24 protein-coding genes (1 of these 24 running past the window's edge) are annotated in these 20,048 nt (G+C 66.9%); 12 read left to right on the top strand and 12 right to left on the bottom strand.

From position 1 onward, the window contains the following. Positions 1-357: the end of a helix-turn-helix domain-containing protein gene (locus tag AC1DVA_RS12515; RefSeq protein ID WP_476806088.1), read on the top strand. Its footprint begins 666 nt before the window's first position; only the last 357 of its 1,023 coding nucleotides appear in the window; its start codon lies beyond the left edge, outside the window; the stop codon is at positions 355-357. A 20-nt stretch (positions 358-377) separates the two neighbouring features. Here AC1DVA_RS12515 and AC1DVA_RS12510 read toward each other — a convergent pair whose 3' ends face one another. Beyond that, positions 378-857 carry a VOC family protein gene (locus AC1DVA_RS12510; RefSeq protein ID WP_476806087.1) on the bottom strand — a complete coding sequence of 160 codons (480 nt, stop codon included), beginning with the start codon at positions 855-857 and terminating at the stop codon, positions 378-380. Positions 858-1,020: 163 nt separating this feature from the next. Continuing rightward, positions 1,021-1,353 carry a YciI family protein gene (locus AC1DVA_RS12505; RefSeq protein WP_476806086.1) on the bottom strand — a complete coding sequence of 111 codons (333 nt, stop codon included), beginning with the start codon at positions 1,351-1,353 and terminating at the stop codon, positions 1,021-1,023. A gap of 31 nt (positions 1,354-1,384) precedes the next feature. On the opposite strand from AC1DVA_RS12505, the gene AC1DVA_RS12500 reads away from it, so the two are divergent. Continuing rightward, positions 1,385-1,597 (top strand): hypothetical protein, encoded by a 213-nt coding sequence (locus tag AC1DVA_RS12500; protein ID WP_476806085.1) that lies wholly within the window; start codon positions 1,385-1,387, stop codon positions 1,595-1,597. A 77-nt stretch (positions 1,598-1,674) separates the two neighbouring features. Next, complete coding sequence (locus tag AC1DVA_RS12495; protein ID WP_476806084.1) at positions 1,675-3,189, top strand: ATP-binding cassette domain-containing protein; 1,515 nt, start codon at positions 1,675-1,677, stop codon at positions 3,187-3,189. A gap of 12 nt (positions 3,190-3,201) precedes the next feature. On the opposite strand, the gene AC1DVA_RS12490 is transcribed toward AC1DVA_RS12495, so the two are convergent. Together AC1DVA_RS12490 and AC1DVA_RS12485 are read right to left on the bottom strand one after the other, a co-directional pair. Beyond that, complete coding sequence (locus AC1DVA_RS12490) at positions 3,202-4,398, bottom strand: SGNH/GDSL hydrolase family protein (protein WP_476806083.1); 1,197 nt, start codon at positions 4,396-4,398, stop codon at positions 3,202-3,204. A gap of 59 nt (positions 4,399-4,457) precedes the next feature. After that, positions 4,458-5,690 (bottom strand): lytic murein transglycosylase, encoded by a 1,233-nt coding sequence (locus AC1DVA_RS12485; protein WP_476806082.1) that lies wholly within the window; start codon positions 5,688-5,690, stop codon positions 4,458-4,460. 338 nt (positions 5,691-6,028) lie between these two features. Between AC1DVA_RS12485 and rnk the strand changes: the two genes are divergently transcribed. Continuing rightward, positions 6,029-6,439, top strand: a complete 411-nt coding sequence (gene rnk, locus AC1DVA_RS12480) for a nucleoside diphosphate kinase regulator (protein WP_476806081.1) — start codon at positions 6,029-6,031, stop codon at positions 6,437-6,439. A 32-nt stretch (positions 6,440-6,471) separates the two neighbouring features. Here the strand turns inward: rnk and galE are convergent, their stop codons facing one another. Next, a complete protein-coding gene (gene galE, locus AC1DVA_RS12475; protein WP_476806080.1) occupies positions 6,472-7,464 on the bottom strand; it encodes a UDP-glucose 4-epimerase GalE in 993 nt (330 codons plus the stop codon). 168 nt (positions 7,465-7,632) lie between these two features. Here galE and AC1DVA_RS12470 point away from each other — a divergent pair, with 168 nt between their 5' ends. Genes AC1DVA_RS12470 through AC1DVA_RS12460 form a run of 3 tightly spaced genes read left to right on the top strand, consistent with a single transcriptional unit; the run spans position 7,633 to position 9,856 of the window. Further along, complete coding sequence (locus tag AC1DVA_RS12470; RefSeq protein WP_476806079.1) at positions 7,633-8,511, top strand: UTP--glucose-1-phosphate uridylyltransferase; 879 nt, start codon at positions 7,633-7,635, stop codon at positions 8,509-8,511. 30 nt (positions 8,512-8,541) lie between these two features. Then, complete coding sequence (locus AC1DVA_RS12465) at positions 8,542-9,432, top strand: methyltransferase domain-containing protein (protein WP_476806078.1); 891 nt, start codon at positions 8,542-8,544, stop codon at positions 9,430-9,432. Beyond that, positions 9,425-9,856, top strand: coding sequence for an acyl-CoA thioesterase (locus tag AC1DVA_RS12460; RefSeq protein WP_476806077.1), 432 nt, complete (start codon positions 9,425-9,427; stop codon positions 9,854-9,856). Before AC1DVA_RS12465 ends, AC1DVA_RS12460 begins: the two co-directional genes overlap by 8 nt. A 4-nt stretch (positions 9,857-9,860) precedes the next feature. Here AC1DVA_RS12460 and vapC read toward each other — a convergent pair whose 3' ends face one another. Both vapC and AC1DVA_RS12450 read right to left on the bottom strand, forming a co-directional pair. Then, positions 9,861-10,250: a type II toxin-antitoxin system VapC family toxin gene (gene vapC / locus AC1DVA_RS12455; RefSeq protein ID WP_476806076.1), complete on the bottom strand. Its 390-nt coding sequence runs from the start codon at positions 10,248-10,250 to the stop codon at positions 9,861-9,863. After that, positions 10,247-10,459 (bottom strand): type II toxin-antitoxin system VapB family antitoxin, encoded by a 213-nt coding sequence (locus AC1DVA_RS12450; protein ID WP_265050073.1) that lies wholly within the window; start codon positions 10,457-10,459, stop codon positions 10,247-10,249. Before AC1DVA_RS12450 ends, vapC begins: the two co-directional genes overlap by 4 nt. A 160-nt stretch (positions 10,460-10,619) precedes the next feature. Between AC1DVA_RS12450 and purL the strand changes: the two genes are divergently transcribed. The 3 genes from purL to grxD are packed head-to-tail and all read left to right on the top strand — an operon-like array spanning position 10,620 to position 13,461. After that, positions 10,620-12,830 carry a phosphoribosylformylglycinamidine synthase subunit PurL gene (gene purL, locus AC1DVA_RS12445; protein WP_476806075.1) on the top strand — a complete coding sequence of 737 codons (2,211 nt, stop codon included), beginning with the start codon at positions 10,620-10,622 and terminating at the stop codon, positions 12,828-12,830. A 12-nt stretch (positions 12,831-12,842) separates the two neighbouring features. Further along, positions 12,843-13,079, top strand: a complete 237-nt coding sequence (locus tag AC1DVA_RS12440; protein WP_476806074.1) for a BolA/IbaG family iron-sulfur metabolism protein — start codon at positions 12,843-12,845, stop codon at positions 13,077-13,079. 46 nt (positions 13,080-13,125) lie between these two features. Beyond that, positions 13,126-13,461: a Grx4 family monothiol glutaredoxin gene (grxD, locus tag AC1DVA_RS12435; protein ID WP_265050070.1), complete on the top strand. Its 336-nt coding sequence runs from the start codon at positions 13,126-13,128 to the stop codon at positions 13,459-13,461. On the opposite strand, the gene AC1DVA_RS12430 is transcribed toward grxD, so the two are convergent. The 5 genes from AC1DVA_RS12430 to tlpA form a co-directional block, all read right to left on the bottom strand. After that, positions 13,382-14,056, bottom strand: coding sequence for an ATPase (locus AC1DVA_RS12430; protein WP_476806073.1), 675 nt, complete (start codon positions 14,054-14,056; stop codon positions 13,382-13,384). The genes grxD and AC1DVA_RS12430 overlap by 80 nt on opposite strands. 43 nt (positions 14,057-14,099) lie before the next feature. After that, entirely contained in the window at positions 14,100-14,348 is a 249-nt protein-coding gene (locus tag AC1DVA_RS12425; protein ID WP_476806072.1) for a DUF1272 domain-containing protein, read from the bottom strand. Positions 14,349-14,605: 257 nt separating this feature from the next. Next, a complete protein-coding gene (locus tag AC1DVA_RS12420; protein ID WP_476806071.1) occupies positions 14,606-16,336 on the bottom strand; it encodes a carbamoyltransferase family protein in 1,731 nt (576 codons plus the stop codon). Between the two features lie 70 nt (positions 16,337-16,406). Next, positions 16,407-17,396, bottom strand: coding sequence for a hypothetical protein (locus AC1DVA_RS12415; protein ID WP_265050066.1), 990 nt, complete (start codon positions 17,394-17,396; stop codon positions 16,407-16,409). A gap of 97 nt (positions 17,397-17,493) precedes the next feature. Then, complete coding sequence (gene tlpA / locus AC1DVA_RS12410) at positions 17,494-18,123, bottom strand: thiol:disulfide interchange protein TlpA (RefSeq protein ID WP_265050065.1); 630 nt, start codon at positions 18,121-18,123, stop codon at positions 17,494-17,496. A gap of 27 nt (positions 18,124-18,150) precedes the next feature. On the opposite strand from tlpA, the gene argH reads away from it, so the two are divergent. Continuing rightward, positions 18,151-19,533: an argininosuccinate lyase gene (gene argH / locus AC1DVA_RS12405; protein WP_265050064.1), complete on the top strand. Its 1,383-nt coding sequence runs from the start codon at positions 18,151-18,153 to the stop codon at positions 19,531-19,533. A gap of 151 nt (positions 19,534-19,684) precedes the next feature. Then, on the top strand, positions 19,685-19,948 hold the full coding sequence (gene lptM / locus AC1DVA_RS12400) for an LPS translocon maturation chaperone LptM (RefSeq protein WP_265050063.1): 264 nt from the start codon (positions 19,685-19,687) through the stop codon (positions 19,946-19,948). Positions 19,949-20,048: the final 100 nt, after the last annotated feature.

Raw genomic sequence — 20,048 nt, 5'->3', positions numbered from 1 at the left:
TCGCTCGGACCGGATTTCCTGTGCCGGGAGGCCGGCATGTCGCGCTCGCAGCTCTATCGACTGCTCGAAAGCGAGGGCGGCGTGAAGAACTACATCCAGCGGCGGCGCCTGAAGCAGTGTTTCGCCGAGCTGTCGAACGGCGCCAATTCCCGCTCGGTCTCGGTGATCGCCGAGGGCCTGGGCTTTCTGGACCCGTCGAGCTTCAGCCGCTCCTTCAGGAAGGAGTTCGGCCTGACGCCCAAGGAGGTGATGCACGCCAAGCTGTCGGGCGTGCCGGTCAGTCTTGGCCGCGGCGGCAGCTCCGACCCGGATGTGCGAAACCTGCGCGACCTGCTGGGGCTGATCGCGCGGGGTTAGCTGTTCGCGAGACGCGGATATCAGCCGCGCCGGGCCGCCTCGATCGCGGCGACGTCGATCTTCGTCATGTCCATCATCGCGGCGAAGGCTCGCTTGGCCTCCTCGCCGCCGGCCGCCATCGCCTCGGTCAGCACACGCGGCGTGATCTGCCAGGAGATGCCCCATTTGTCCTTGCACCAGCCGCAGGCGCTTTCCCGGCCGTTATTGCCGACGATGGCGCTCCACAGGCGATCGGTCTCCTGCTGGTCGTCAGTGGCGATCTGGAACGAGAAGGCTTCGCTGTGCTTGAACGCCGGCCCGCCATTGAGCCCGATGCAGGGGATGCCGGCGACGGTGAATTCGACCGTCAGCACGTCGCCTGCCTTGCCGGAGGGGTAGTCGCTGGGGGCGCGGTGGACGGCTCCCACCGTGCTGTCGGGAAAGGTCTCGGCGTAGAAGCGGGCGGCGGCCTCGGCGTCCTTGTCGAACCACAGGCAGATCGTGTTCTTGGCGGTAGCCATTGCTTGTCCTTTCGCTTCTGACGCCATTCCGGCGCAATGTCGCGTGCCCTCGCAAGTGTCTTGTGACCAGCCTCGACGACGCACCCGGATAGGGAATGCGCGTGCGCTATCCAGCGTTCCGCCGACGATGGCTGCAGAGTTATAGCGGCATCGGGGCTGCCGGCTATCCCCGCTCTTCAAGAGGCCAGACTTCCACGACGCCATGCGCGACCGAACAGGGCGTCCGCGAAACGAGATCGATGACCTCGGCGAGATCGGCCGCTTCGATGATGGCGAACCCGGCCACCGGCAGTTGCGACGCCATGAAGGAACCCTCCTCGGTCCGCACTCCGGCTGCATCGGGATTGCGCACCCGGACAGGCTGGCCGGCGATGCCGATCAAGGCGCCGCGTTTGGCGAGTACCGCATCCTGAGCGTGAGCCGCATCGCGGATATCGGGCGCGATGCGGTCATACCCCGCCCGGTCGCCATAGCCGATCGTCACGAATCTGGGCATCGCATGGCCTCCTCTGCGAACCAACAATCCGATGCGGCGTGGGCAGTTCCACCAGCATGCCGAAAGCGGGCTCCCGCATACAGGCCTGGGTGGCCATGTCGCGGAAGCACTGTTCAGCCGCGCCGGCGCGGCTATGATCGGCACCATGGAGTCGAGCCAGAACGGGAAGCCGGTGTTCTACCGCAGCTTCCGCTATCGCACCCGAGGACCTGTTTTCGCCCCGCGCTTCCCCTCGCGGGGCTGACCGGGAACGCATCGCCGTCTCGTCGTCAGCATTTTTCGGCGCGGCTTGCCGCGCTTGCCTGATCGCATGAGATTCCGATGTCCCTGATTGCCCTGAAAGACCTTTCGCTCGCCCGCAGCGAGCCCCTGTTCGCCGGCCTCGACCTCGCCATCGCCAAGGGAGACCGCCTCGGCCTCGTCGCCGCCAATGGACGCGGCAAGTCCTCGCTCCTGCGCATCATGGCGGGAGAGGAAGAGGCCACGGCCGGCAGCGTCACCCGCGCCCGCGGTCTCGTCACCGCCTTCGCGCCGCAGGACCCGCCCGCCCATCTTCTGGCCTTGAGCTTCCACGATGCCGTGCGCGACGCGTTGGACGTCGAGACCGCGGAAACCGAGGGCTGGCGGGTCGATGTCCTGCTCGACGATCTCGCCGTCGACGAGGGCTTGCGCAGCCGCCCTGTCCGCGCGCTCTCCGGTGGCTGGCAGCGAGCGATGCTGCTGGTGCGGGCGGCGGTGGTCGAGCCCGATCTGCTGCTGCTCGACGAGCCGACCAACCATCTCGATCTCGAGCGGATCGGCGTGCTCGAACGCTTCCTCGCGGCCCTGCCGCGTGACTGCGCCGTGGTGGCGGCGAGCCATGACCGCGCCTTTCTCGACGATGTCAGCAGCCGCACGCTGTTCCTGCGCCCGGCGGAAAGCGCCGATTTCTCTCTGCCTTACACGCGCGCCCTGCAGGCGTTGGAGGAGCGCGATGCGGCGCGGGGCCGGCAGTTCGAGAACGACATGCGCAAGGTTCGGGCGATCCGGCAGCAGGCGGCGAAGCTCAAGAACATCGGCATCAATTCCGGCTCCGATCTGCTGGTGGTCAAGACCAAGCAATTGTCCGAGCGGGCCGACAGGCTGGAGGACAGCGCGCGGCCGGCGCATAAGGAGCGCTCGGCCGGGGCGATCCGGCTGACCAATAGCGGCAGCCATGCCAAGGCGCTGGTTTCGATCAAGGACACGGCGATCGCCGCCCCGGACGGACGCTCGTTGTTCCGCACCGGGCAGTTCTGGATAGAGAACGGCGATCGGGTCGCCCTGCTCGGCGCGAACGGCACGGGCAAGACGCGGCTGGTCGAGCGGCTGCGCGCCGCGCTCGATGGATCGGATCCGGAGATCCGGGGCGCGGCGAGCCTAAAGGCCGGCTGTTCCGACCAGGCGCTCTCGCAGCTCGATGCCTGGCCGACGCCTTGGGCGGCGGTGAAGGGGTCGAGCGATCTCGGCGATCAACTGGCGCGCACCCTGCTCTCGGGAGCCGGAATCGCGAGCGAAGCTCAGGCGGCGCCGACCGCGCGCCTTTCGGGCGGGCAGAGGGCGCGGCTCGCCTTGCTGCTTTTGCGTCTGGCCCAGCCGAACTTCTTCCTGCTGGATGAGCCGACCAACCATCTCGACATCGAGGGGCAGGACATGCTCCAGGCGGAACTGGTCGCGCACGGGGCGGCCTGCCTGCTGGTCAGCCATGACCGCGCCTTCGTCCGCGCCGTGGCGACGCGGATCTGGGTGATCGACGGGAAGAGGCTGGTCGAGGCCGACGATCCCGACCCGGTCTTCGACAGGCTGATGGCGGGCTGATCGCTCCGCCGCTCAGCGCGGCCAGCGATAATCGTCGAGCCGGCCGGGGACCGGATCGGGCGCGATGCCCTGGCCGAAGACGCGCTCCAGCTGCATCGCGGCGTCACCGCGCCCGCGCGCCTCGGTGATCGAGGCCAGCAGCGGCTGCTCGGTCGTCGCGGCCTGGCCGGTGAGCGGCTGGATCGGCCCGGCCAGCGGGCGCGCCTGCAGGGCCTGGGGCAGGCCGATCGTCGGCATGCCGGCGACCATCTGGTCGATCAGCCGCTCGACGCCGCCGGCCTGCAGCTCCGGCGCCGAGGGGGCTCCGGTCTCTGGCGAGACGGGCAGGGCGATCACGCTGTTCTGCGGGGCGGCCTCGATGATGCGGCGGATGACGAGATCGACGAAATGCGCCGCCTTGCGGGCACCGGCCACGGTGAAATGGATGCCGTCGCCGAGGCGCAGCCGCGTCGGCTGGCCGGAGACGTCCGGGCCTGTCGCGGTATAGCGGTTCTCGGCATCGACGAAGCCGCCCCAGAGATCGACATACTGGCCGCCGGCTTTTTCGACGCGCTGGCGGTAGAGCTCGTTGAAGCTGACGAAATCGGCCGAGAGCCGTCCGTTCTGCACCGGCGGCGCACCGACCCAGATCAGGGGGATGCGCCGGGAGGCGAAGGCATTGGCGATGATGTCGACCCGGTCGCGGTAGAGCTCGAGCCAGCGCGGGCTCAGCGGCTCATGGACGGTCTCGCCCTCGCGGATCGGCTGGCGGTCGTTGAGGCCGACCAGCATGACGCCGATGCCGATCTTCTGGTCGCCGGCCAGGATGTCGGAGACGGCCTTCGGCCAATCGTAGAAATCCGTGCGAACGAGGCCGGAATCCGGCTTGGCCTTGCGGATCACCTCGACATCGGGGCGGTTGTTCAGGGCATCGTCGAGGCCACCAGCCAGCAGATTGGCGAGGGAGTCACCCATCACCACGATGTGATTGGTGACATCGACCTTGGGGATGACCGGATCATCGCGGACGACGACGGGGGCCTCGCGGCGGCGGATGGCTGGCGCTATGCGCTGGCGCGGCTGCGGCGCGGCGCGCTGCGGCGCTGCCGGCAATTGCCAGAACATCTGGAACAGGTTGCGCTGCTGTTGCTGGGCGAGCGAAACCGGCCCGCCGGTGATGAGCAGCAGGCAGGCGGCACAGAGAACCACGGCGAGCGAACGCAGACGCATCGGCCAATCCGGTCCAGCACTTCGTATCTCCCCTAATATAGGGCGGGAGGACGCGGAAGTCAGCGCTTGCCGCGCATCCGCGCCAGCAAAGCGGGCGTCGGGTAGCCGTCGGGGATCTCGCCGGCGCTGATCTGGTACTGGCGCACGGCCTCGCGCGTGCCGGTGCCGATGCGCCCATCGGCATCGTGATCGTAGAGGCCTAGCGCCTTGAGCCGGAGCTGCAGGTCCTTGGTCGCGGCCATGTCGAGGCGGGCGGCCTTGAGCGGCCAGTCGGCCTGGATCGCCGGGCGGCCGACGATGCGGTCGCCGAGATGGCCGACGGCCAGTGCATAGGCGTCCGAGGAGTTGTACTTCTTGATCACGTCGAAATTCGCGGTCAGCAGCATCACCGGCCCGCTATGCCCGGCCGGATAGAACAGGCGGGCTTCGCCGGAGGAGGGCAGGCTGCGGCCGTCGGCGCGGCGCACGCCGGCAGAGGCGAAGGCGGAGAAGCTTGCCTTGTTGAGGCGGTGGTCGAAGCCTGCAGGCAGTGCCACCTCCAGGCCCCAGGGCAGGCCCGGCACCCAGCCATAGCCCTTGAGGTAGTTGGCGGTGGAGGCGATGGCGTCGCTCGACGAGTTCCAGATGTCGGCATGGCCGTTTCCGGTCCAGTCGACCGCGTATTTCATATAGCTCGACGGCATGAACTGGGTGTGGCCCATGGCGCCGGCCCAGGAGCCGCGCAGTTCGCTGCGCTCGACATAGCCCTTCTCGATCAATTCGAGCGCGGTCAGCAACTCGTCGCGGAAGAAGTCGCCGCGGTAGCGGATCGAGGCGAGGGTGGCGAGCGAGCGGATGACGTCCTTGCCGCCCTTGAAGGAGCCGTAATTGGTCTCCATGCCCCAGACGCCGAGAACGACCTCCTTGGGCACGCCATAGCGCGCTTCGACCTGGGCGAGCACGCTGGCGTTCTCTGCCGCAGCGTCGCGGCCGCGCTGGATGCGGGCGCCGCCGACGGCGTTCTCCAGATAGTTCCAGATCGGCGCGCTGAACTCGGACTGCTTCTTCGTCAGCGCGACGATGGAGGCATCCGGCGTCACGCCGCGGAAGGCGAGGTCGAAGGTCGCGCGCGAGATGCCGCGTGCCTGTGCCTGCGGCCAGAGCCGCTGGAGGAAAATGTCGAAGGAGGCACTCGCCGGCGTCGCCTGCGCATTGCGGGCATGCGCGCCGGAGACGTTGATCGAGCCGGTCGTCTGCGCCAGCGCCGGCGCCAGGCTGATCACGGCCGAAGCTGCGATGACGGACAGGCGCATGGACACTCCCGGCGGATGCTGGATGGAAACCCCATCACAGCGCCTGAACAAGATTAACCAAAGGTTAAGCCGGGAGCGAGTGCGACGATGCGTTCGTGATTTGACAAGGCGGGGCGATTGCCCGAATCTTTCCCGATGAACAGCGCCTCCCCCTTCCGCCGCGGTCTGCACCGCTCGGGCAACCTGATCGCGGGCTTCTAGCCCCGGGCCTGTCGCGCTTGTCGCCTCCGGTTCGGGGGGCGCTCCCTCTCTATCGTTTACCTGCGAGTTCGACCCTGAGATGCCGTGCGGCTTGTTGTCCGAGGGCGGGCGCTCGCTTTCGATGAAAGACCCAGTCCATGACCGCCAAGCGTCCTGCCATCACCGTCACGGCCACCGATCATGCCATGCTGAGCCGGATCGCAGCCGGCGCCGCTCACACCATGCCGGAGCTCGCCGCCGAGCTGACCTATGAGCTCGACCGCGCCCGCATCCTGCCGGAGGGGCGGGTCTCCGCCGACCATGCCCACATCGGCAGCGAGATCGTCTATCGCGACGAGAGCACCAAGCGGGAGACCACGCTGAGGCTAGTCTGGCCGCAGGACGCCGATATCGAGAAGAACCGCGTCTCGGTGATGACGCCGATCGGCGTCGCGCTGCTCGGCATGGCGGCCGGGCGCTCGATCGACTGGACGACGCGTTCCGGCGACGTCAAGCGCCTGACCGTGCTCGAAGTGCGCGAGCCGGCGGAGGAGCGGGCAGCCTCCTGAGCGGAGGCGCACCGCTCAACATGTCCTGCAGCTCAGGCCGAGGCGTTGCGCGTCCTGAGCTTCTCCTCCCAAGCCAGGGCCTGGCCGACGATCTCCTCGAGATCGTCATGCTCCGGCTGCCAGCCGAGTTCGGTCCGGATGCGATCGGCGCGGGCGATCAGCGAGGCCGGGTCGCCGGCGCGGCGCTCGGCGAGGACGACCGGGAAGTCGATCCCTGAAACCTTCTTCACGACCTCGACGACCTCCTTGACTGAATAGCCGCGGCCATAGCCGCAGTTCAGCGTCAGGCTTTCTGCGCCGCCGCGCAGATGGTCGAGCGCAGCGAGATGGGCGCGGGCGAGGTCGGTGACGTGGATATAGTCGCGCACGCAGGTGCCGTCCGGCGTCGCATAGTCGGTGCCGAAGACGGTCAGGCCGTCGCGCTGGCCGAGCGCCGCCTGGCTCGCGACCTTGATGAGATGCGTCGCGTTCGGCGAGGACTGGCCGGAGCGCAGCTTCGGGTCGGCGCCGGCGACGTTGAAATAGCGCAGCGCGATATAGGTGAAGCCGTGTGCCTTCGCCGCATCCTGCAGCATCCACTCGCTCATCAGCTTGGAGCGGCCATAGGGGTTGATCGGGTTGAGCGCGATCTCCTCGGGGACCGGCGAGACCGGCGGCTCGCCATAGACCGCTGCGGTGGAGGAGAAGATGACGTGCTTCACGCCGCCCCGGACCGCGCTCTCGATCAGGGCGCGCGTCTTCACGGTATTGTTGAAATAGTAGCCTAGGGGGTCGCTGACCGATTCAGGAACCACGATCCGGGCCGCGAAATGCGCCAGCTCCGTCACGCCGTGCTCGGCGATCAGCGATTCGACCAGTTCCTGGTCGCCGATATCGCCCTGGACGAAGACCGCCTCGGGCGGGACCGCCCACCAGAAGCCGGTGGAGAGATTGTCGAGGACCACGACCTTCTCGCCGCGATCGAGCAATTCCAGCACCATATGGCTGCCGATGTAGCCGGCGCCGCCGGAAACCAATACTGCCATCGTCTCTCTCGCCTCATCTTCGTCGGGAACACGGCCTATCGAAAAACCGTTGACGGGTTCTCAAGGCCTGTCAGCTAATATCCCAGATGGCCGGCAACCATGACAGTTGTACGGCCTTCCCCACCACGCCTGGCTTCGGCAAAGGCATTCGCGCCCAATGGATTTTGCATGACGAAACGCATCCGCAAGGCCGTTCTCCCCGTCGCTGGTCTCGGCACCCGCTTCCTGCCCGCCACCAAGGCGATCCCGAAGGAGATGCTCACCATCGTCGACCGCCCGGTCGTGCAGCATGTGGTGGATGAGGCGCGCGCCGCCGGCATCGAGCACTTCATCTTCGTCACTGGCCGCAACAAGGCGGTGATCGAGGATCACTTCGATCTCGCCTATGAGCTCGACGACACGCTCGCCAAGCGCAACAAGATCAAGGAACTCGAAGCGCTGAAGGCCGATCTGCCGGCCGCCGGCGCCACCAGCTTTACCCGTCAGCAGGCGCCGCTCGGCCTCGGCCACGCCGTCTGGTGCGCGCGCGAGCTCGTCGGCGAGGAGCCGTTCGCGCTGCTGCTGCCGGACATGCTGCATTACAGCCAGGGCAAGGGCTGCCTCGCCGAGATGATCGAGGCCTATGACCGGCATGGCGGCAACCATATCGCCGTCGCGCCGGTGCCGGACGACCAGACGCACCAGTACGGCATCGTCGGCGTCGAGGACGCCAAGGCCAAGGTCTCGAAGATCACCAGCATGGTCGAAAAGCCGCCCAAGGGAACCGCGCCTTCGAACCTGCATATTTCGGGCCGCTATATCCTGCAGCCGACGATCTTCAACCTGCTCGCGAACCAGGAGACCGGCGCGGGCGGCGAGATCCAGCTCACCGATTCGATGATCGCGCTGTCGCATCTGGAGCCGTTCTTCGCGGTGCGCTTCGATGGCGAGATCTACGATGCCGGCTCGAAAATCGGCTTCCTGGCGGCTAACGTCGCCTATGCGCTCGACCGCGGCGACCTCGGGCCGCAATTGCGCGCCGAGATCGAAAAGCTGCTCGATCGCTGAGCCGGACACAGCGACGCAGGGAATGCGCGGTTGAGCGACAACAGCCTCGTCTTCGACCGCACGCTTGGCCGTTCGCGGCTGCGGCGTGCGCTCGCGCAGGGCTATCCGGATTTCCTGCTGCAGCGCGCGGCTGGTGATCTGGAGGAGCGGCTTAGCGCGGTGCTCAGGCAGTTCGCGATCGCGGCCGATCTCGGCACGCCGCTTCCCGTCGTCGGCCCGGTGCTGGCGGGCAAGGCCGGTTGGTTTCTGCGCATGGCGGAAGCCCAAGGCCCGGGCGCCGATCTCATTGGCGATCTCGAACGCCTGCCCTTTGGGGCGGGTTCGCTCGACCTCGCCGTCTCGCTACTGGCATTGCATGGCGTCAACGACCTGCCGGGGGCGCTGATCCAGATCAAGCGTGCGCTGAGGCCTGACGGGCTGTTCATGGGTTGCCTGCTCGGTGGCCGAACCCTGCAGGAATTGAGGCAGGTCTTGCTGGAAGCGGAGAGCGAGACCGCCGGCGGCGTGAGCCCCCGCGTCGCGCCCTTCGCCGATCTGCGCGATCTCGGCGGGCTCCTGCAGCGTGCGGGCTTCGCCCTGCCCGTCGTCGACAGCGAGGCGGTGACGGTGCGGTATCGCGATGCCTTCGGCCTGTTCCGCGACCTCAGGGCCATGGGCTGGACCAATGCGCTCGTCGCGCGCCGCAAGGCGCCGCTACGGCGGGAGACGCTGCTGCGCGCGGCCGCGCTCTATGCCGAACGCTTCGCCGATCCGGACGGGCGCCTGCCGGCGACCTTCGAATTCGTCTGGGTCTCCGGTTGGGCGCCGCATGAGAGCCAGCAGAAGCCGCTGCGGCCGGGCTCGGCCAAGGCGAGACTTGCCGATGCGCTCGGCGTGCCGGAGATCAAAGCCGGCGAGAAACCGGGGGGCGGCAATGGCTGAGCGCCAGCCGCGCCTGTCACGCGGCGATTTCCGCGTCTTCCGCGCGATCCCAACGCGCTGGCACGACAACGACGTCTTCGGCCACGTCAACAATGTCGTCTATTATGGCTGGTTCGATACGGCGGTGAACGCCTGGCTGATCGAGGGCGGCTTCCTCGACCCGGCGACGAGCGAGATCGTCGGCCTCGTGGTCGAGACGGCCTGCACCTATTTCGAGAGCGTCGCCTTTCCCGAGATCGTCGAGGTGGGGATCGCTGTCGAGCGGCTGGGCAACAGTTCGGTCACCTACCGCATCGGCATCTTCCGGCAGGGCGGCGAGCAGGCGGCGGCGCAGGGGCGCTTCACCCATGTCTATGTCGAGCGCGCCGGGCAGAGGCCCGTGCCGATTCCCGCGCCGCTCCGGGCCGCGCTGGCTGCCATGTAACGATTCAGGCGAGCTGCAAGCCGCAATGGGCGGCAAATGGATCGAAATCGCGATCCTGATGGAGCAGAAGGTGGCGGTGCTCGATACAGAAGGCCGCAATGATCAGGTCAGCGGTTTTGCGCACGGTGATGCTCCGTTTGCGGAGCTCTCGATAATGCCATGCAGCCCGCACAGCGAGGGCTGGCGACAGCATGGCCACCATGGCAAATTGGCGGATCCGTTCTTCGATCGCCGCGGCGTGCGCTTCATCGCGAGCGCCACGCAGGATTTCGAGGAGAACGATATCCCCGACGAGGATCTCCCCGGTGTTCTCCAGGGATCGCAGCACGGTGAAGCCGCGCGAAATCTCGCCACGCAGCAAAGCGATCCAGACCGACGAGTCGACGACGATCACCGGTGATCCGGCTCGACGATGTCCTGCCGCATCGCGTCGAGGTCGCCTTCCCAGCCGAGGCCGCTGAGTTCTTCCAGAGCGTGACGCTGACGATGTTGCCTGACGACGATGCGCAACGCCTCCTCGACTGTGGCGCGCTTGGTCGGCAAGCCGGTCGCCTTCATCGCTTCTGCGAGGAGCGTATCGTCCAGTTCGATATTGGTCCGCATCAGCCAACTCCGCCGGAATTCGCAATGTGTATGGTATTTGAAAATTATACACATTGACGTTGGAAGCACAACCGCCGGGGCCGAATGCGTTGTCTCGCGCGCCGAGGCAGGCTATGCCCCTGCCAAACCCCCTCGCCGGACCGCCAGGAACCCTGAGCCCGTGATTCCGAACGATATCAAGATCACCCCGCAGCTCGTCGCCGAGCACGGCCTGAAGCCGGACGAGTATCAGCGCTTCCTGCATCTGATCGGCCGAGAGCCGACGATCACCGAGCTCGGCATCGTCTCGGCGATGTGGAACGAGCATTGCTCCTACAAATCGTCGAAGATCCATCTGAAGACGCTGCCGACCAAGGCGCCCTGGGTGATCCAGGGACCGGGCGAGAATGCCGGCGTCATCGATATCGGCGAGGGCACGGCCATCGTCTTCAAGATGGAGAGCCACAACCACCCGTCCTTCATCGAGCCCTATCAGGGCGCGACGACGGGCGTCGGCGGCATCCTGCGCGACGTCTTCACCATGGGCGCGCGGCCGATCGCGGTGCTCGACGCGTTGCGCTTCGGCGATCCCGCCCATCCGAAGACCCGCCACCTCGTCTCCGGCGTCGTGGCCGGCATCGGCGGCTATGGCAATTCCTTCGGCGTACCGAATGTCGGCGGCGCGACTGGCTTCCACACCCGCTATGACGGCAACATCCTGGTCAACGCCATGGCGGTCGGCATCGCACAGGCCGACGAGATCTTCTACGCCAAGGCCTCCGGCGTCGGTAAGGCGATCGTCTATCTGGGATCGAAGACCGGCCGCGACGGCATCCACGGCGCGACCATGGCCTCGGCCGAATTCGACGACAAGTCGGAGGAGAAGCGCCCGACCGTGCAGGTCGGCGACCCCTTCGCCGAGAAGCTGCTGCTCGAAGCCTGCCTCGAGATCATGGCCGCCGGCCATGTCGACGCGATCCAGGACATGGGCGCGGCGGGCCTGACCTGTTCGGCCGTCGAGATGGGCGCCAAGGGCGATCTCGGCGTCGAGCTCGACCTCGACAAGGTGCCCTGCCGCGAGGAGGGCATGAGCGCCTATGAAATGATGCTCTCCGAGAGCCAGGAGCGCATGCTCATGGTGATCAAGCCGGGCCATGAGGACGCCGCCGAGGCGATCTTCAAGAAATGGGGCCTGGACTTCGCCGTCATCGGCCACACCACCGACACGCTGCGCTTCGTCGTGAAGCACCAGGGCGAGGTCATGGCCGACCTGCCGATCAAGGAGCTCGGCGACGAGGCCCCGGAATACGACCGGCCCTGGATCGAGACCGAGCTGCAGCAGCGCATCGCGCCGGAGAGCGTGACGCCGCCCTGCGGCAATGCCGAGGCGCTGAAGACGCTGCTCGGCTCTCCGGACCTGTCGTCCAAGCGCTGGATCTGGGAGCAGTACGACACGCTGATCCTCGGCAATTCGGCGGTGACGCCCGGCGGCGATGCCGGCGTGATCCGCATCGAGGACGGCCCGAGGGGTCTCGCCATGACCGCCGACGTGACGCCGCGCTATTGCGAGGCCGATCCCTTCGAGGGCGGCAAGCAGGCCGTGGCCGAAGCCTGGCGCAACCTCACGGCAGTGGGCGCGACCCCGCTCGCCATCACCGACAACCTCAATTTCGGCAACCCCGAGAAGCCGGAGGTGATGGGCCAGTTCGTCGGCTGCGTGCGCGGCATCGGCGAGGCCTGCAAGGCGCTCGACTTCCCCGTCGTCTCCGGCAACGTCTCTCTCTACAACGAGACCAACGGCATCTCGATCCTGCCGACCCCGACCATCGGCGGCGTCGGCGTCATGGCCGATGTGACCAAGCATGCGACCGTCGCCTTCAAGACCGAGGGCGAGGCGATCATCCTGATCGGCGAGACGCAGGGCTGGCTCGGCCAGAGCTCTTATCTCGCCACCGTCTGCGGCCGCGAAGAGGGCGCGCCGCCGCCGGTCGATCTCGCGATCGAGCGCCGCAACGGCGATTTCGTGCGCGGGCTGATCGCGGCAGGCCGGGTCACCACCTGCCACGATCTCTCGGATGGCGGCCTTGCGGTTGCGCTTGCCGAGATGGCGATGGCCAGGGGCATCGGCGCTACCGTCGAGACGCTGCCCGCCGGCCCGGTCCATGCCGCGCTCTTCGGCGAGGATCAGGCGCGCTATGTCCTGGCGGTTCCCGCCGCGCAGGCCGAGGCGATCCTCGGTGAAGCCAAGGCGGCCGGTGTGCCGGCGCTCGCGATCGGCCGCACCGGAGGCATTTCGCTTGCGCTGCCGGGCGAGCCCGCGCTGGCGATCGCCGATCTCCGCAAGATCCACGAAGACTGGTTGCCGTCCTACATGGCCGGCAAGGCAGCCTGAGGAGACAAGACCATGGCGATGGATGCCCACGAAATCGAGCGGATGATCAAGGCGGCGCTGCCGGATGCGGCGGTCGAGATCAAGGATCTCGCCGGCGACGGCGACCACTATGCCGCGACGGTGACCTCGACCGCCTTCAAGGGCAAGACCCGGGTGCAGCAGCATCAGATGGTCTATGCCGCGCTCCAGGGGAATATGGGCGGCGTGCTGCACGCCCTTGCGCTGACGACGAGCGTTCCCCAAGATTAGAACGAAACCATCCGGCGGGCCTTGAACCCGCTTCAGGAGACAGACGATGTCCGACGTCAACGCCCGTATCGATGCCGAAGTGAAAAGCAGCGACGTGGTGCTCTTCATGAAGGGCACGCCGCAATTCCCGATGTGCGGCTTCTCCGGCCAGGTCGTGCAGATTCTCGGCTATGTCGGCGTGCCTTTCAAGGGCGTCAACGTGCTGGAGGATCAGGAGATCCGCGAGGGCATCAAGGCCTATTCGAACTGGCCGACGATCCCGCAGCTCTACGTCAAGGGCGAGTTCATCGGCGGCTGCGACATCACCCGCGAGATGTTCCAGGCCGGCGAATTGCAGCAGCTTTTCGAGGAAAAGGGCATCGCGGTGAAGCAGGCGAGCTGAGGTTTCTCAGCCTTCCTTGCAGGGCGGCAGCGATTCCAGCACCGCCCATAAGGCTTGGGGTAGATCGCCCTCCCGCTCGATCAGGGATGCGCAGCCGCGTCGTCCTTCCGCGATGACTTTCGGGCGCGCGCCATTGATCGACCGTACCGATATAGGCAGGTAGGTTGGCAATCGAGCGCTCGAAGCGGCGGCGCACATCGGCTTCGGCGACATCGTGCCCGCCTTCGCTGACGCGGCGGGCGATACGTGCCAGCGAGATGTCCGGGCTGGCGACCAGAAAATAGAGCAGGTTGACGACGAACCCGGCCTCCCGCGCGGCTTCGATCGTGCGCAGATGGGTCTTGCCCGAAAGCGTGGTCTCGATTGAGAATGACCGCTGGTCGGCGATCAGCGAGCGGGTCAACTCCAGCGCCACGCGCGCGGCGCGCTGCTGCTCCATCGAGGGGTCGAGCGGCGAGAGGCCACGCGCGATCTCATCGAGATTGACGAAACGCGTACTGCCCGAGACGGCCTTGATATGCCGGAAAGCGTAAGTCGTCTTGCCGACCCCGTTGGGGCCGGCAACGATCCAAAATTGAGGCTGGGCGGTCGTCATCGCGCTCTGGCTAGCATGGGCCTTGTTTCAGCGCCAATCCAACTCAAGCCGCCGCGCATTGCGGATGCGGCTTGCGCATGCGCTCCGTCGAGGCCGGGTATTTCTCCAGCATGCGCTCCGGCCTGATCGGCCGGCGCACGAGATCGCCGCCGCAGTTCGGGCAGGTGCCGGCGAAGCGCGTCTCGGCGCAGTCGCTGCAGAAGGTGCATTCGAAGGTGCAGATCAGGGCCTCGCGCGATTGCGGGCCTAAGTCGCGGTCGCAGCATTCGCAGTTCGGGCGCAGTTGCAGCATGGCGTCGTCTCCTTCCGATGGGCCGGAAGAATGATGGCAAATGTAGCCGAAACCAGCGATTTCGCGTGATCCGACCGATCAACGAGGCGGATCGATGTTCTCCCCCTCTGAACTTGGCGCGGTCATCCCGGGGGACCATCGGGAGGCCCGGGATCCATGCCCGAACGTTCATGGAAGCGCTCCGGCATGGATCCCGGATCTCCGCTTCGCTGCGTCCGGGATGACGGCGTGTTCTCGGAGGGCTGACTGGTGGCCCCTCACTTCACCAGCAGCCAGTCCTCGATCACCAGGGCATCCAGCCCGCTCGTGTAGAACATCAGGATCGCGTCTTCCGCTGTGTGCAGGATCGGCTTGCCCATGATGTTGAAGGAGGTGTTGAGGATCACCGGCACGTCGGTGAGATCGTGGAAGGCCGAGATCAGCGCGTGGTAGCGCGGGTTGCGCTCCTCGGTAACGCTCTGCAGGCGGCCTGTCGCATCCTCATGGACCACCGCCGGGACTTGGCTGCGCGCCGCCTCCTTCCAGGTCAGCGTGCGCTCCATATAGGGGGCGTCCTGATAGTTCTCGAACCAGTCGGCGGCATGCTCGGCCAGGATCGAGGGTGCGAAGGGGCGGAAGGCCTCGCGGTATTTCACCTTCGCGTTGAGGATGTCCTTGGCGTCGGCCGGGCGCGGATCGGCGATGATCGAGCGGTTGCCGAGCGCGCGCGGGCCGAACTCGGCGCGGCCCTGCACCCAGCCGATCAGCTTGCCTTCGGTAAGAAGCTTCGCCGTGGCGGGGGCGACCTCGTCCGGCGCGAGCTTGCGCAGCCGTTTCTCCCAGAGCTGCATGCGTTCGAAGGGCTCGCTCGAGACTGTTGAGCCGAGATAGGGCGTCAGCGGCCCTTTTGGCGCGCGCCAGTCTGGATTGGCCTCGGCATGGCTGAGCCATGCGGCGCCAATGGCGTTGCCGTCATCGGCCGGGGCGGAGGGCACGAAGACGGTCCTGAAGCCATGGCGGCCGGTGATCTTGCCGTTGAAGGAGGAGTTGAGGGCGCACCCGCCGGTCAGGACGAGGTTTTCGTTCGGCACGAGGGCGGCGGTTTCGCCGAGCAGCGCCTCCATCATCTCGGCGAAGACGTCCTGCCCGCAGCGGGCGAGGTCGGCCCAGCCCTGGTCGAGCGCATCGGCCGGACGCTTTGCAAGGATTTCTGCGGCGACGGCCCGCACGACGTCGGCCTTGGTGAAGGAGAGCTTGTGACCGTCGATGGTGTAGAGCCTGCGCAACAGCGCCATCAGTTCCGGGTCGGCCCGGCCATAGGGGGCGAGCCCCATGATCTTCCATTCCTCGCCTTTCGCCTGGTCGAAGCCGGCGAGATCGGTGACGAGCCCGAAATAGAAGCCGATCGATTCCCGCCCGCGATGGCGCTTCACCTCGCGGATGCGGCCGTTCTCCAAAGCGAAGATGGCCGAGGCGGCGGTCTCGCCCATGCCGTCGACGACAAGGCAGGCCGCGTTCTCGAAGGGCGAGGACCAGCACGCATAGGCGGCATGGCTGAGATGATGAGCGTAACGCGTCAGCCCTGTGACGTTGGCCTTGCCATGGGCACGGTCGAGGCTGAGGAGCACGCCCATGCCGGCGCGCTGCTGGGCGTGGTGAAGCGAGGCGATCAGCGCGCGCTCGGTCCGCTCCGGCACCAGCGAGCGGTTGAGCTCCGGCGAGAGCTTGAGCAGGGCCTCCAGCGTGAAGGAGCCTGCGCGCGCCATCTGGTCGAGGAAGCCGGTGAAATCCTCGCCCCAGCTGGTGGCGATGCGGATTTCGGCGCCTTCCGGGATATAGCGCTTCAGCAGCCCTTCCGTGCGCGGCGCCGAATCCGGCTCGCAGTTCGGCGCGCGCTTGTATTGCAGATAGCGTTCGGTCGCTTCCGCGAAGAGCACCTCGCCATCGGGGCCGATGATCGCGATGGCGGGATCATGGAAGGTAGTGGCCAGGCCGATCGTATAGGTCATGGAGAAGGCAATAACCGCTCCGCGGCAGTCGCGCCAACCGCTGAATGTGCGCGGAGCGGGTTCGGTGGCGCTACTGGGGGGCGAAGGCGATGCTGGCGGCGGTCTGCTCCACCGCCGGCTGAAGCTTCGGCATCTCGGGCTCGTCGGCCAGGACGATGAGCCGAACGAAACGTCCGCCTGGGCCGATGGCGAGGTACTGCACGAAGCCCTTGTCGCTGCCATTGGGATGCTTGAACGAGCCGGAGAGCAGCATGCCGTTTTGCCCGGCGAAGGGCACGCGCCTGCGTTCCTTGATCTCGGCGGTCTGCATGTCGCGCGTGCTCCGCAGCATCGTCTCGGAGAGCTTTTCCTCCTGGCCCGGGGTGATGGGCGCGGACATCTGATAGGCGGCGATCATCAGCGGCTGGGTGCCCGAGGGATCGACATTGCGCTCACCGGTTGTCATCAGGACGCCCGCGCCGCCGATGGTATCGACGACGCGGAAGGGGGCTGCGGTCTTGATCGTGAAAGGCAAGGCCGCGAGCTTCTCGTCGAGCGAGGCTTCCTTGCCGAGCGAGACGGAGGCGACGAGAGCCTTGACCTCGGCCGTCTGCAGCTTGGCGCCCTGCGGCGCCTGCACGGTCATCATCACCGTCTTCGGCCCCTTGAACAGGGCGATCCATTTGTCGAGCCTGGCGCCGCCGGCATCCTGCGTGCCGCTGAGCAGCGGCACCTTCTCGCCGCCCGCCCCGTCGACCTGCTCGACCTTGGCTATGTTGACCTTCTGCCGGGCGAAGTTGAGCTTGGCGCTCTCGCTGTCGTTGAACAATGTCGCGAGCTGCGGATAGGCCTCCGCCGGCATCTCGACGATCAGGACGCTGGCCTGCGTCTTCTGGTTGGCGAGCCCGGCGAAGCCGTTGGCGGGCTCGAAGCCCTTGGGCGCGACGAGCGAGACGCTCGTGCCGGGAATGGGCTTTCGCTCCTGCGCGACGGCCAGCCCTGCGGCAGCGCTCAACGCTACTGCAAGCAGGATGGCCCCCGCCCGGTGAAAACGCTGCGTCCGCTTCTGCGCGCTGGGCATGCCCGATCCTTCCGGCTGTCGCTGTTCGTCGCCCAGCAGAACGCCGCAATGCGACGAGAGTTCGTCAGCTTGTGGTCATCGCAGCGGCGCAGAGCGCTCAGGGCTTGCCGATCGCCGCCCGCATCAGCGCCTTCGAATCGGCGCTCGCCCAGTCGGCCGGGCCCTGGATGATGCCGAGTTCGCAGCCGGACTTGTCGACGATGATGCTGACCGGCATGCCCTCGACCTTATGCGCCTTGCGCAGGGCCTGGAAGGTCGCGGCCTGCGGATCGCCATAGAAGGGGAGGGTGGCGACCTTGTTCTCGGCGAGCCATGTCTTCGGCTTGTCGAGGTTGCGCGTATCGATGTTGATCGCGACGACCGCGAAATCCGGGCCGCCCATCTCCTTCTGGAGGGTGTCGAGCGCCGGCATCTCCTTGAGGCAGGGCGCGCACCAGGTCGCCCAGAGGTTGACCAGCAGCGTCTTGCCCTTGAGCGCGGCCAGCGTCATGGGCTGGCCGTCCGGGCCGGTGAAGGCGAGTTCCGGGGCGGGCTGCGGGCGGGTGCGTAGCTCGACCGCGGCAACCTCGCCTTTCACGAGCGGCTTCATGTGCTCGGCGGTCGTGCGCGCGGCGCTGCATGATCCGTTGCCGGCATCCCCCGTGACGGAGTAGAAGGCGGCGCCGCCACCGAGGACGACGAGGGCCAGAGCCCCGGTCGCGGCCAGGATTTTCGTTCGTCTCGCCATCGCGCCCTAGAAGCAGGAAAGACCGCCGTGAGCAACCGCATGTGGGGTGGGCGTTTCGCCACAGGTCCCGACGCCATCATGGAGGAGATCAACGCCTCCATCGATTTCGACAAGAAGCTCTGGCGGCAGGATATCCGCGGCTCGCTCGCTCATGCGGCCATGCTGGCCGAGACTGGCATCCTGACCAGGGACGACGTCGCGACCATCACGGCCGGCCTCAAGCAGGTCGAGGGCGAGATCGAGAGCGGCGCCTTCACGTTTTCGCGCGCGCTCGAAGACGTTCACATGAACGTCGAATCGAACCTCAAGGACAAGATCGGCGCCGCCGCCGGCCGACTGCATACCGCCCGCTCGCGCAACGACCAGGTCGCGACCGACATGCGGCTGTGGGTGCGCGACACGCTCGAGGAGATCGACGGCCAGATGGCCGATCTCCAGCAGGCTCTGGCAGAGAAGGCCGACACCTATGCCGGCGCGGTGATGCCGGGCTTCACCCATCTGCAATCGGCGCAGCCGGTCACCTTCGGCCATCACCTGCTCGCCTATGTCGAGATGCTCTCCCGCGACCGCGGCCGCATCCGCGACGCGCGCGCGCGTCTCAACGAATGCCCGCTCGGCGCGGCGGCGCTCGCCGGCACCTCCTTCCCGATCGACCGGCACATGACGGCGAAGGCACTCGGCTTCGACCGCCCGACGGCGAACTCGCTCGATTCGGTCTCGGACCGCGATTTCGTGCTGGAGACGCTCTCGGCCGCCTCGATCTGCGCGATGCATCTGTCGCGCTTCGCCGAGGAGATCGTGCTCTGGTCGACGCCGCAGTTCGGCTTCGTCCGGCTCTCCGACGCCTTCTCGACGGGATCCTCGATCATGCCGCAGAAGCGCAACCCCGACGCGGCCGAGCTGGTGCGCGGCAAGGCGGGGCGCGTCTTCGGCGCGCTCCAGGCGCTGCTGACGATGATGAAGGGCCTGCCGCTGACCTATTCCAAGGACATGCAGGAAGACAAGGAAGGCACCTTCGACGCCTTGCAGACGCTGTCGCTCTGCCTCGCCGCCACCGCCGGCATGGTCCGCGACATGCAGCCGGACCTCAAGGTGATGAAGAAGGCGGCAGGCCTCGGCTATGCGACTGCCACCGACCTCGCTGACTGGCTGGTGCGCGTGCTGAAGATGCCGTTCCGCGACGCGCACCACGTTACCGGGCGCCTCGTCGGCATCGCCTCCGAGAAGAAGGTCGGGCTGGAGAAGCTCACGCTCGCTGAGATGCAGGCGGTGGAGCCGCAGATCACCGAGGCCGTCTTCGCCGTGCTCGGCGTCGAGCAATCGGTGAAGAGCCGCGTCAGCTATGGCGGCACGGCGCCGGCCAATGTGCGCAAGCAGGCGCGGCGCTGGCTGAAGCAGCTCTCCAAGTAACACGTCATGCTCGGGCTTGACCCGAGCATCTCCCGCAAGAGATTCTCGGGTCGGCGCTCCGCTTGCCCGAGAATGACGCTCCCGAGAGCCTCGCACTCCGCCGCATCCTCCGCTACTGTCCCGCCACGCTTCGTTCCGAGGGTTCGTCTTCGTGCTTGATTCCCGCCTGAAATTCGGCCGCACCCTGCTGGTCGTCGGCCTGCTGGCCGTTGCGCTCGCTGCCTGCGGGCGCAAGGGGCCGCTGGAGGCACCGCCGAACGCGACGGGCGCCATCGACCTGCCCGACGACCAGATCGGCGGGCAGTCGAACGACACTGCCTCCTATGGTTCGACCTCTGTGCTGGCCAAGCCTGCCAAGGCCAACAAGGCGATCGTCGTGCCGAACAAGCCGTTCATCCTCGACCCGCTGATGTAATCGATCCCTCGGTCGCGGCGGCACCGGTTCATGCGTCATGCTCGGGCTTGACCCGAGTAGCTCTTCATAGAGATTCCCGGGTCTGCGCTTCGCTTCGCCC

The sequence above is a fragment of the Allobosea sp. P4_C6 genome, from assembly GCF_056402015.1.
Note: the sequence above shows the minus strand (reverse complement) of the source record. Positions and strands in the feature narration are given on the sequence as shown.

What these genes read in the sequence shown, in the direction of transcription:
- rnk (WP_476806081.1), top strand. Translation starts at nt 6,029, where the DNA reads ATGACCGCCAAGCGTCCTGCCATCACCGTCACGGCCACCGATCATGCC.
- AC1DVA_RS12420 (WP_476806071.1), bottom strand. Translation starts at nt 16,336, where the DNA reads ATGACCTATACGATCGGCCTGGCCACTACCTTCCATGATCCCGCCATC.
- AC1DVA_RS12510 (WP_476806087.1), bottom strand. Translation starts at nt 857, where the DNA reads ATGGCTACCGCCAAGAACACGATCTGCCTGTGGTTCGACAAGGACGCC.
- AC1DVA_RS12450 (WP_265050073.1), bottom strand. Translation starts at nt 10,459, where the DNA reads ATGCGGACCAATATCGAACTGGACGATACGCTCCTCGCAGAAGCGATG.
- AC1DVA_RS12470 (WP_476806079.1), top strand. Translation starts at nt 7,633, where the DNA reads ATGACGAAACGCATCCGCAAGGCCGTTCTCCCCGTCGCTGGTCTCGGC.
- grxD (WP_265050070.1), top strand. Translation starts at nt 13,126, where the DNA reads ATGTCCGACGTCAACGCCCGTATCGATGCCGAAGTGAAAAGCAGCGAC.
- AC1DVA_RS12425 (WP_476806072.1), bottom strand. Translation starts at nt 14,348, where the DNA reads ATGCTGCAACTGCGCCCGAACTGCGAATGCTGCGACCGCGACTTAGGC.
- AC1DVA_RS12505 (WP_476806086.1), bottom strand. Translation starts at nt 1,353, where the DNA reads ATGCCCAGATTCGTGACGATCGGCTATGGCGACCGGGCGGGGTATGAC.
- AC1DVA_RS12495 (WP_476806084.1), top strand. Translation starts at nt 1,675, where the DNA reads ATGTCCCTGATTGCCCTGAAAGACCTTTCGCTCGCCCGCAGCGAGCCC.
- AC1DVA_RS12430 (WP_476806073.1), bottom strand. Translation starts at nt 14,056, where the DNA reads ATGACGACCGCCCAGCCTCAATTTTGGATCGTTGCCGGCCCCAACGGG.
- tlpA (WP_265050065.1), bottom strand. Translation starts at nt 18,123, where the DNA reads ATGGCGAGACGAACGAAAATCCTGGCCGCGACCGGGGCTCTGGCCCTC.
- AC1DVA_RS12415 (WP_265050066.1), bottom strand. Translation starts at nt 17,396, where the DNA reads ATGCCCAGCGCGCAGAAGCGGACGCAGCGTTTTCACCGGGCGGGGGCC.
- AC1DVA_RS12500 (WP_476806085.1), top strand. Translation starts at nt 1,385, where the DNA reads ATGCGGCGTGGGCAGTTCCACCAGCATGCCGAAAGCGGGCTCCCGCAT.
- AC1DVA_RS12440 (WP_476806074.1), top strand. Translation starts at nt 12,843, where the DNA reads ATGGCGATGGATGCCCACGAAATCGAGCGGATGATCAAGGCGGCGCTG.
- AC1DVA_RS12485 (WP_476806082.1), bottom strand. Translation starts at nt 5,690, where the DNA reads ATGCGCCTGTCCGTCATCGCAGCTTCGGCCGTGATCAGCCTGGCGCCG.
- galE (WP_476806080.1), bottom strand. Translation starts at nt 7,464, where the DNA reads ATGGCAGTATTGGTTTCCGGCGGCGCCGGCTACATCGGCAGCCATATG.
- AC1DVA_RS12490 (WP_476806083.1), bottom strand. Translation starts at nt 4,398, where the DNA reads ATGCGTCTGCGTTCGCTCGCCGTGGTTCTCTGTGCCGCCTGCCTGCTG.
- AC1DVA_RS12460 (WP_476806077.1), top strand. Translation starts at nt 9,425, where the DNA reads ATGGCTGAGCGCCAGCCGCGCCTGTCACGCGGCGATTTCCGCGTCTTC.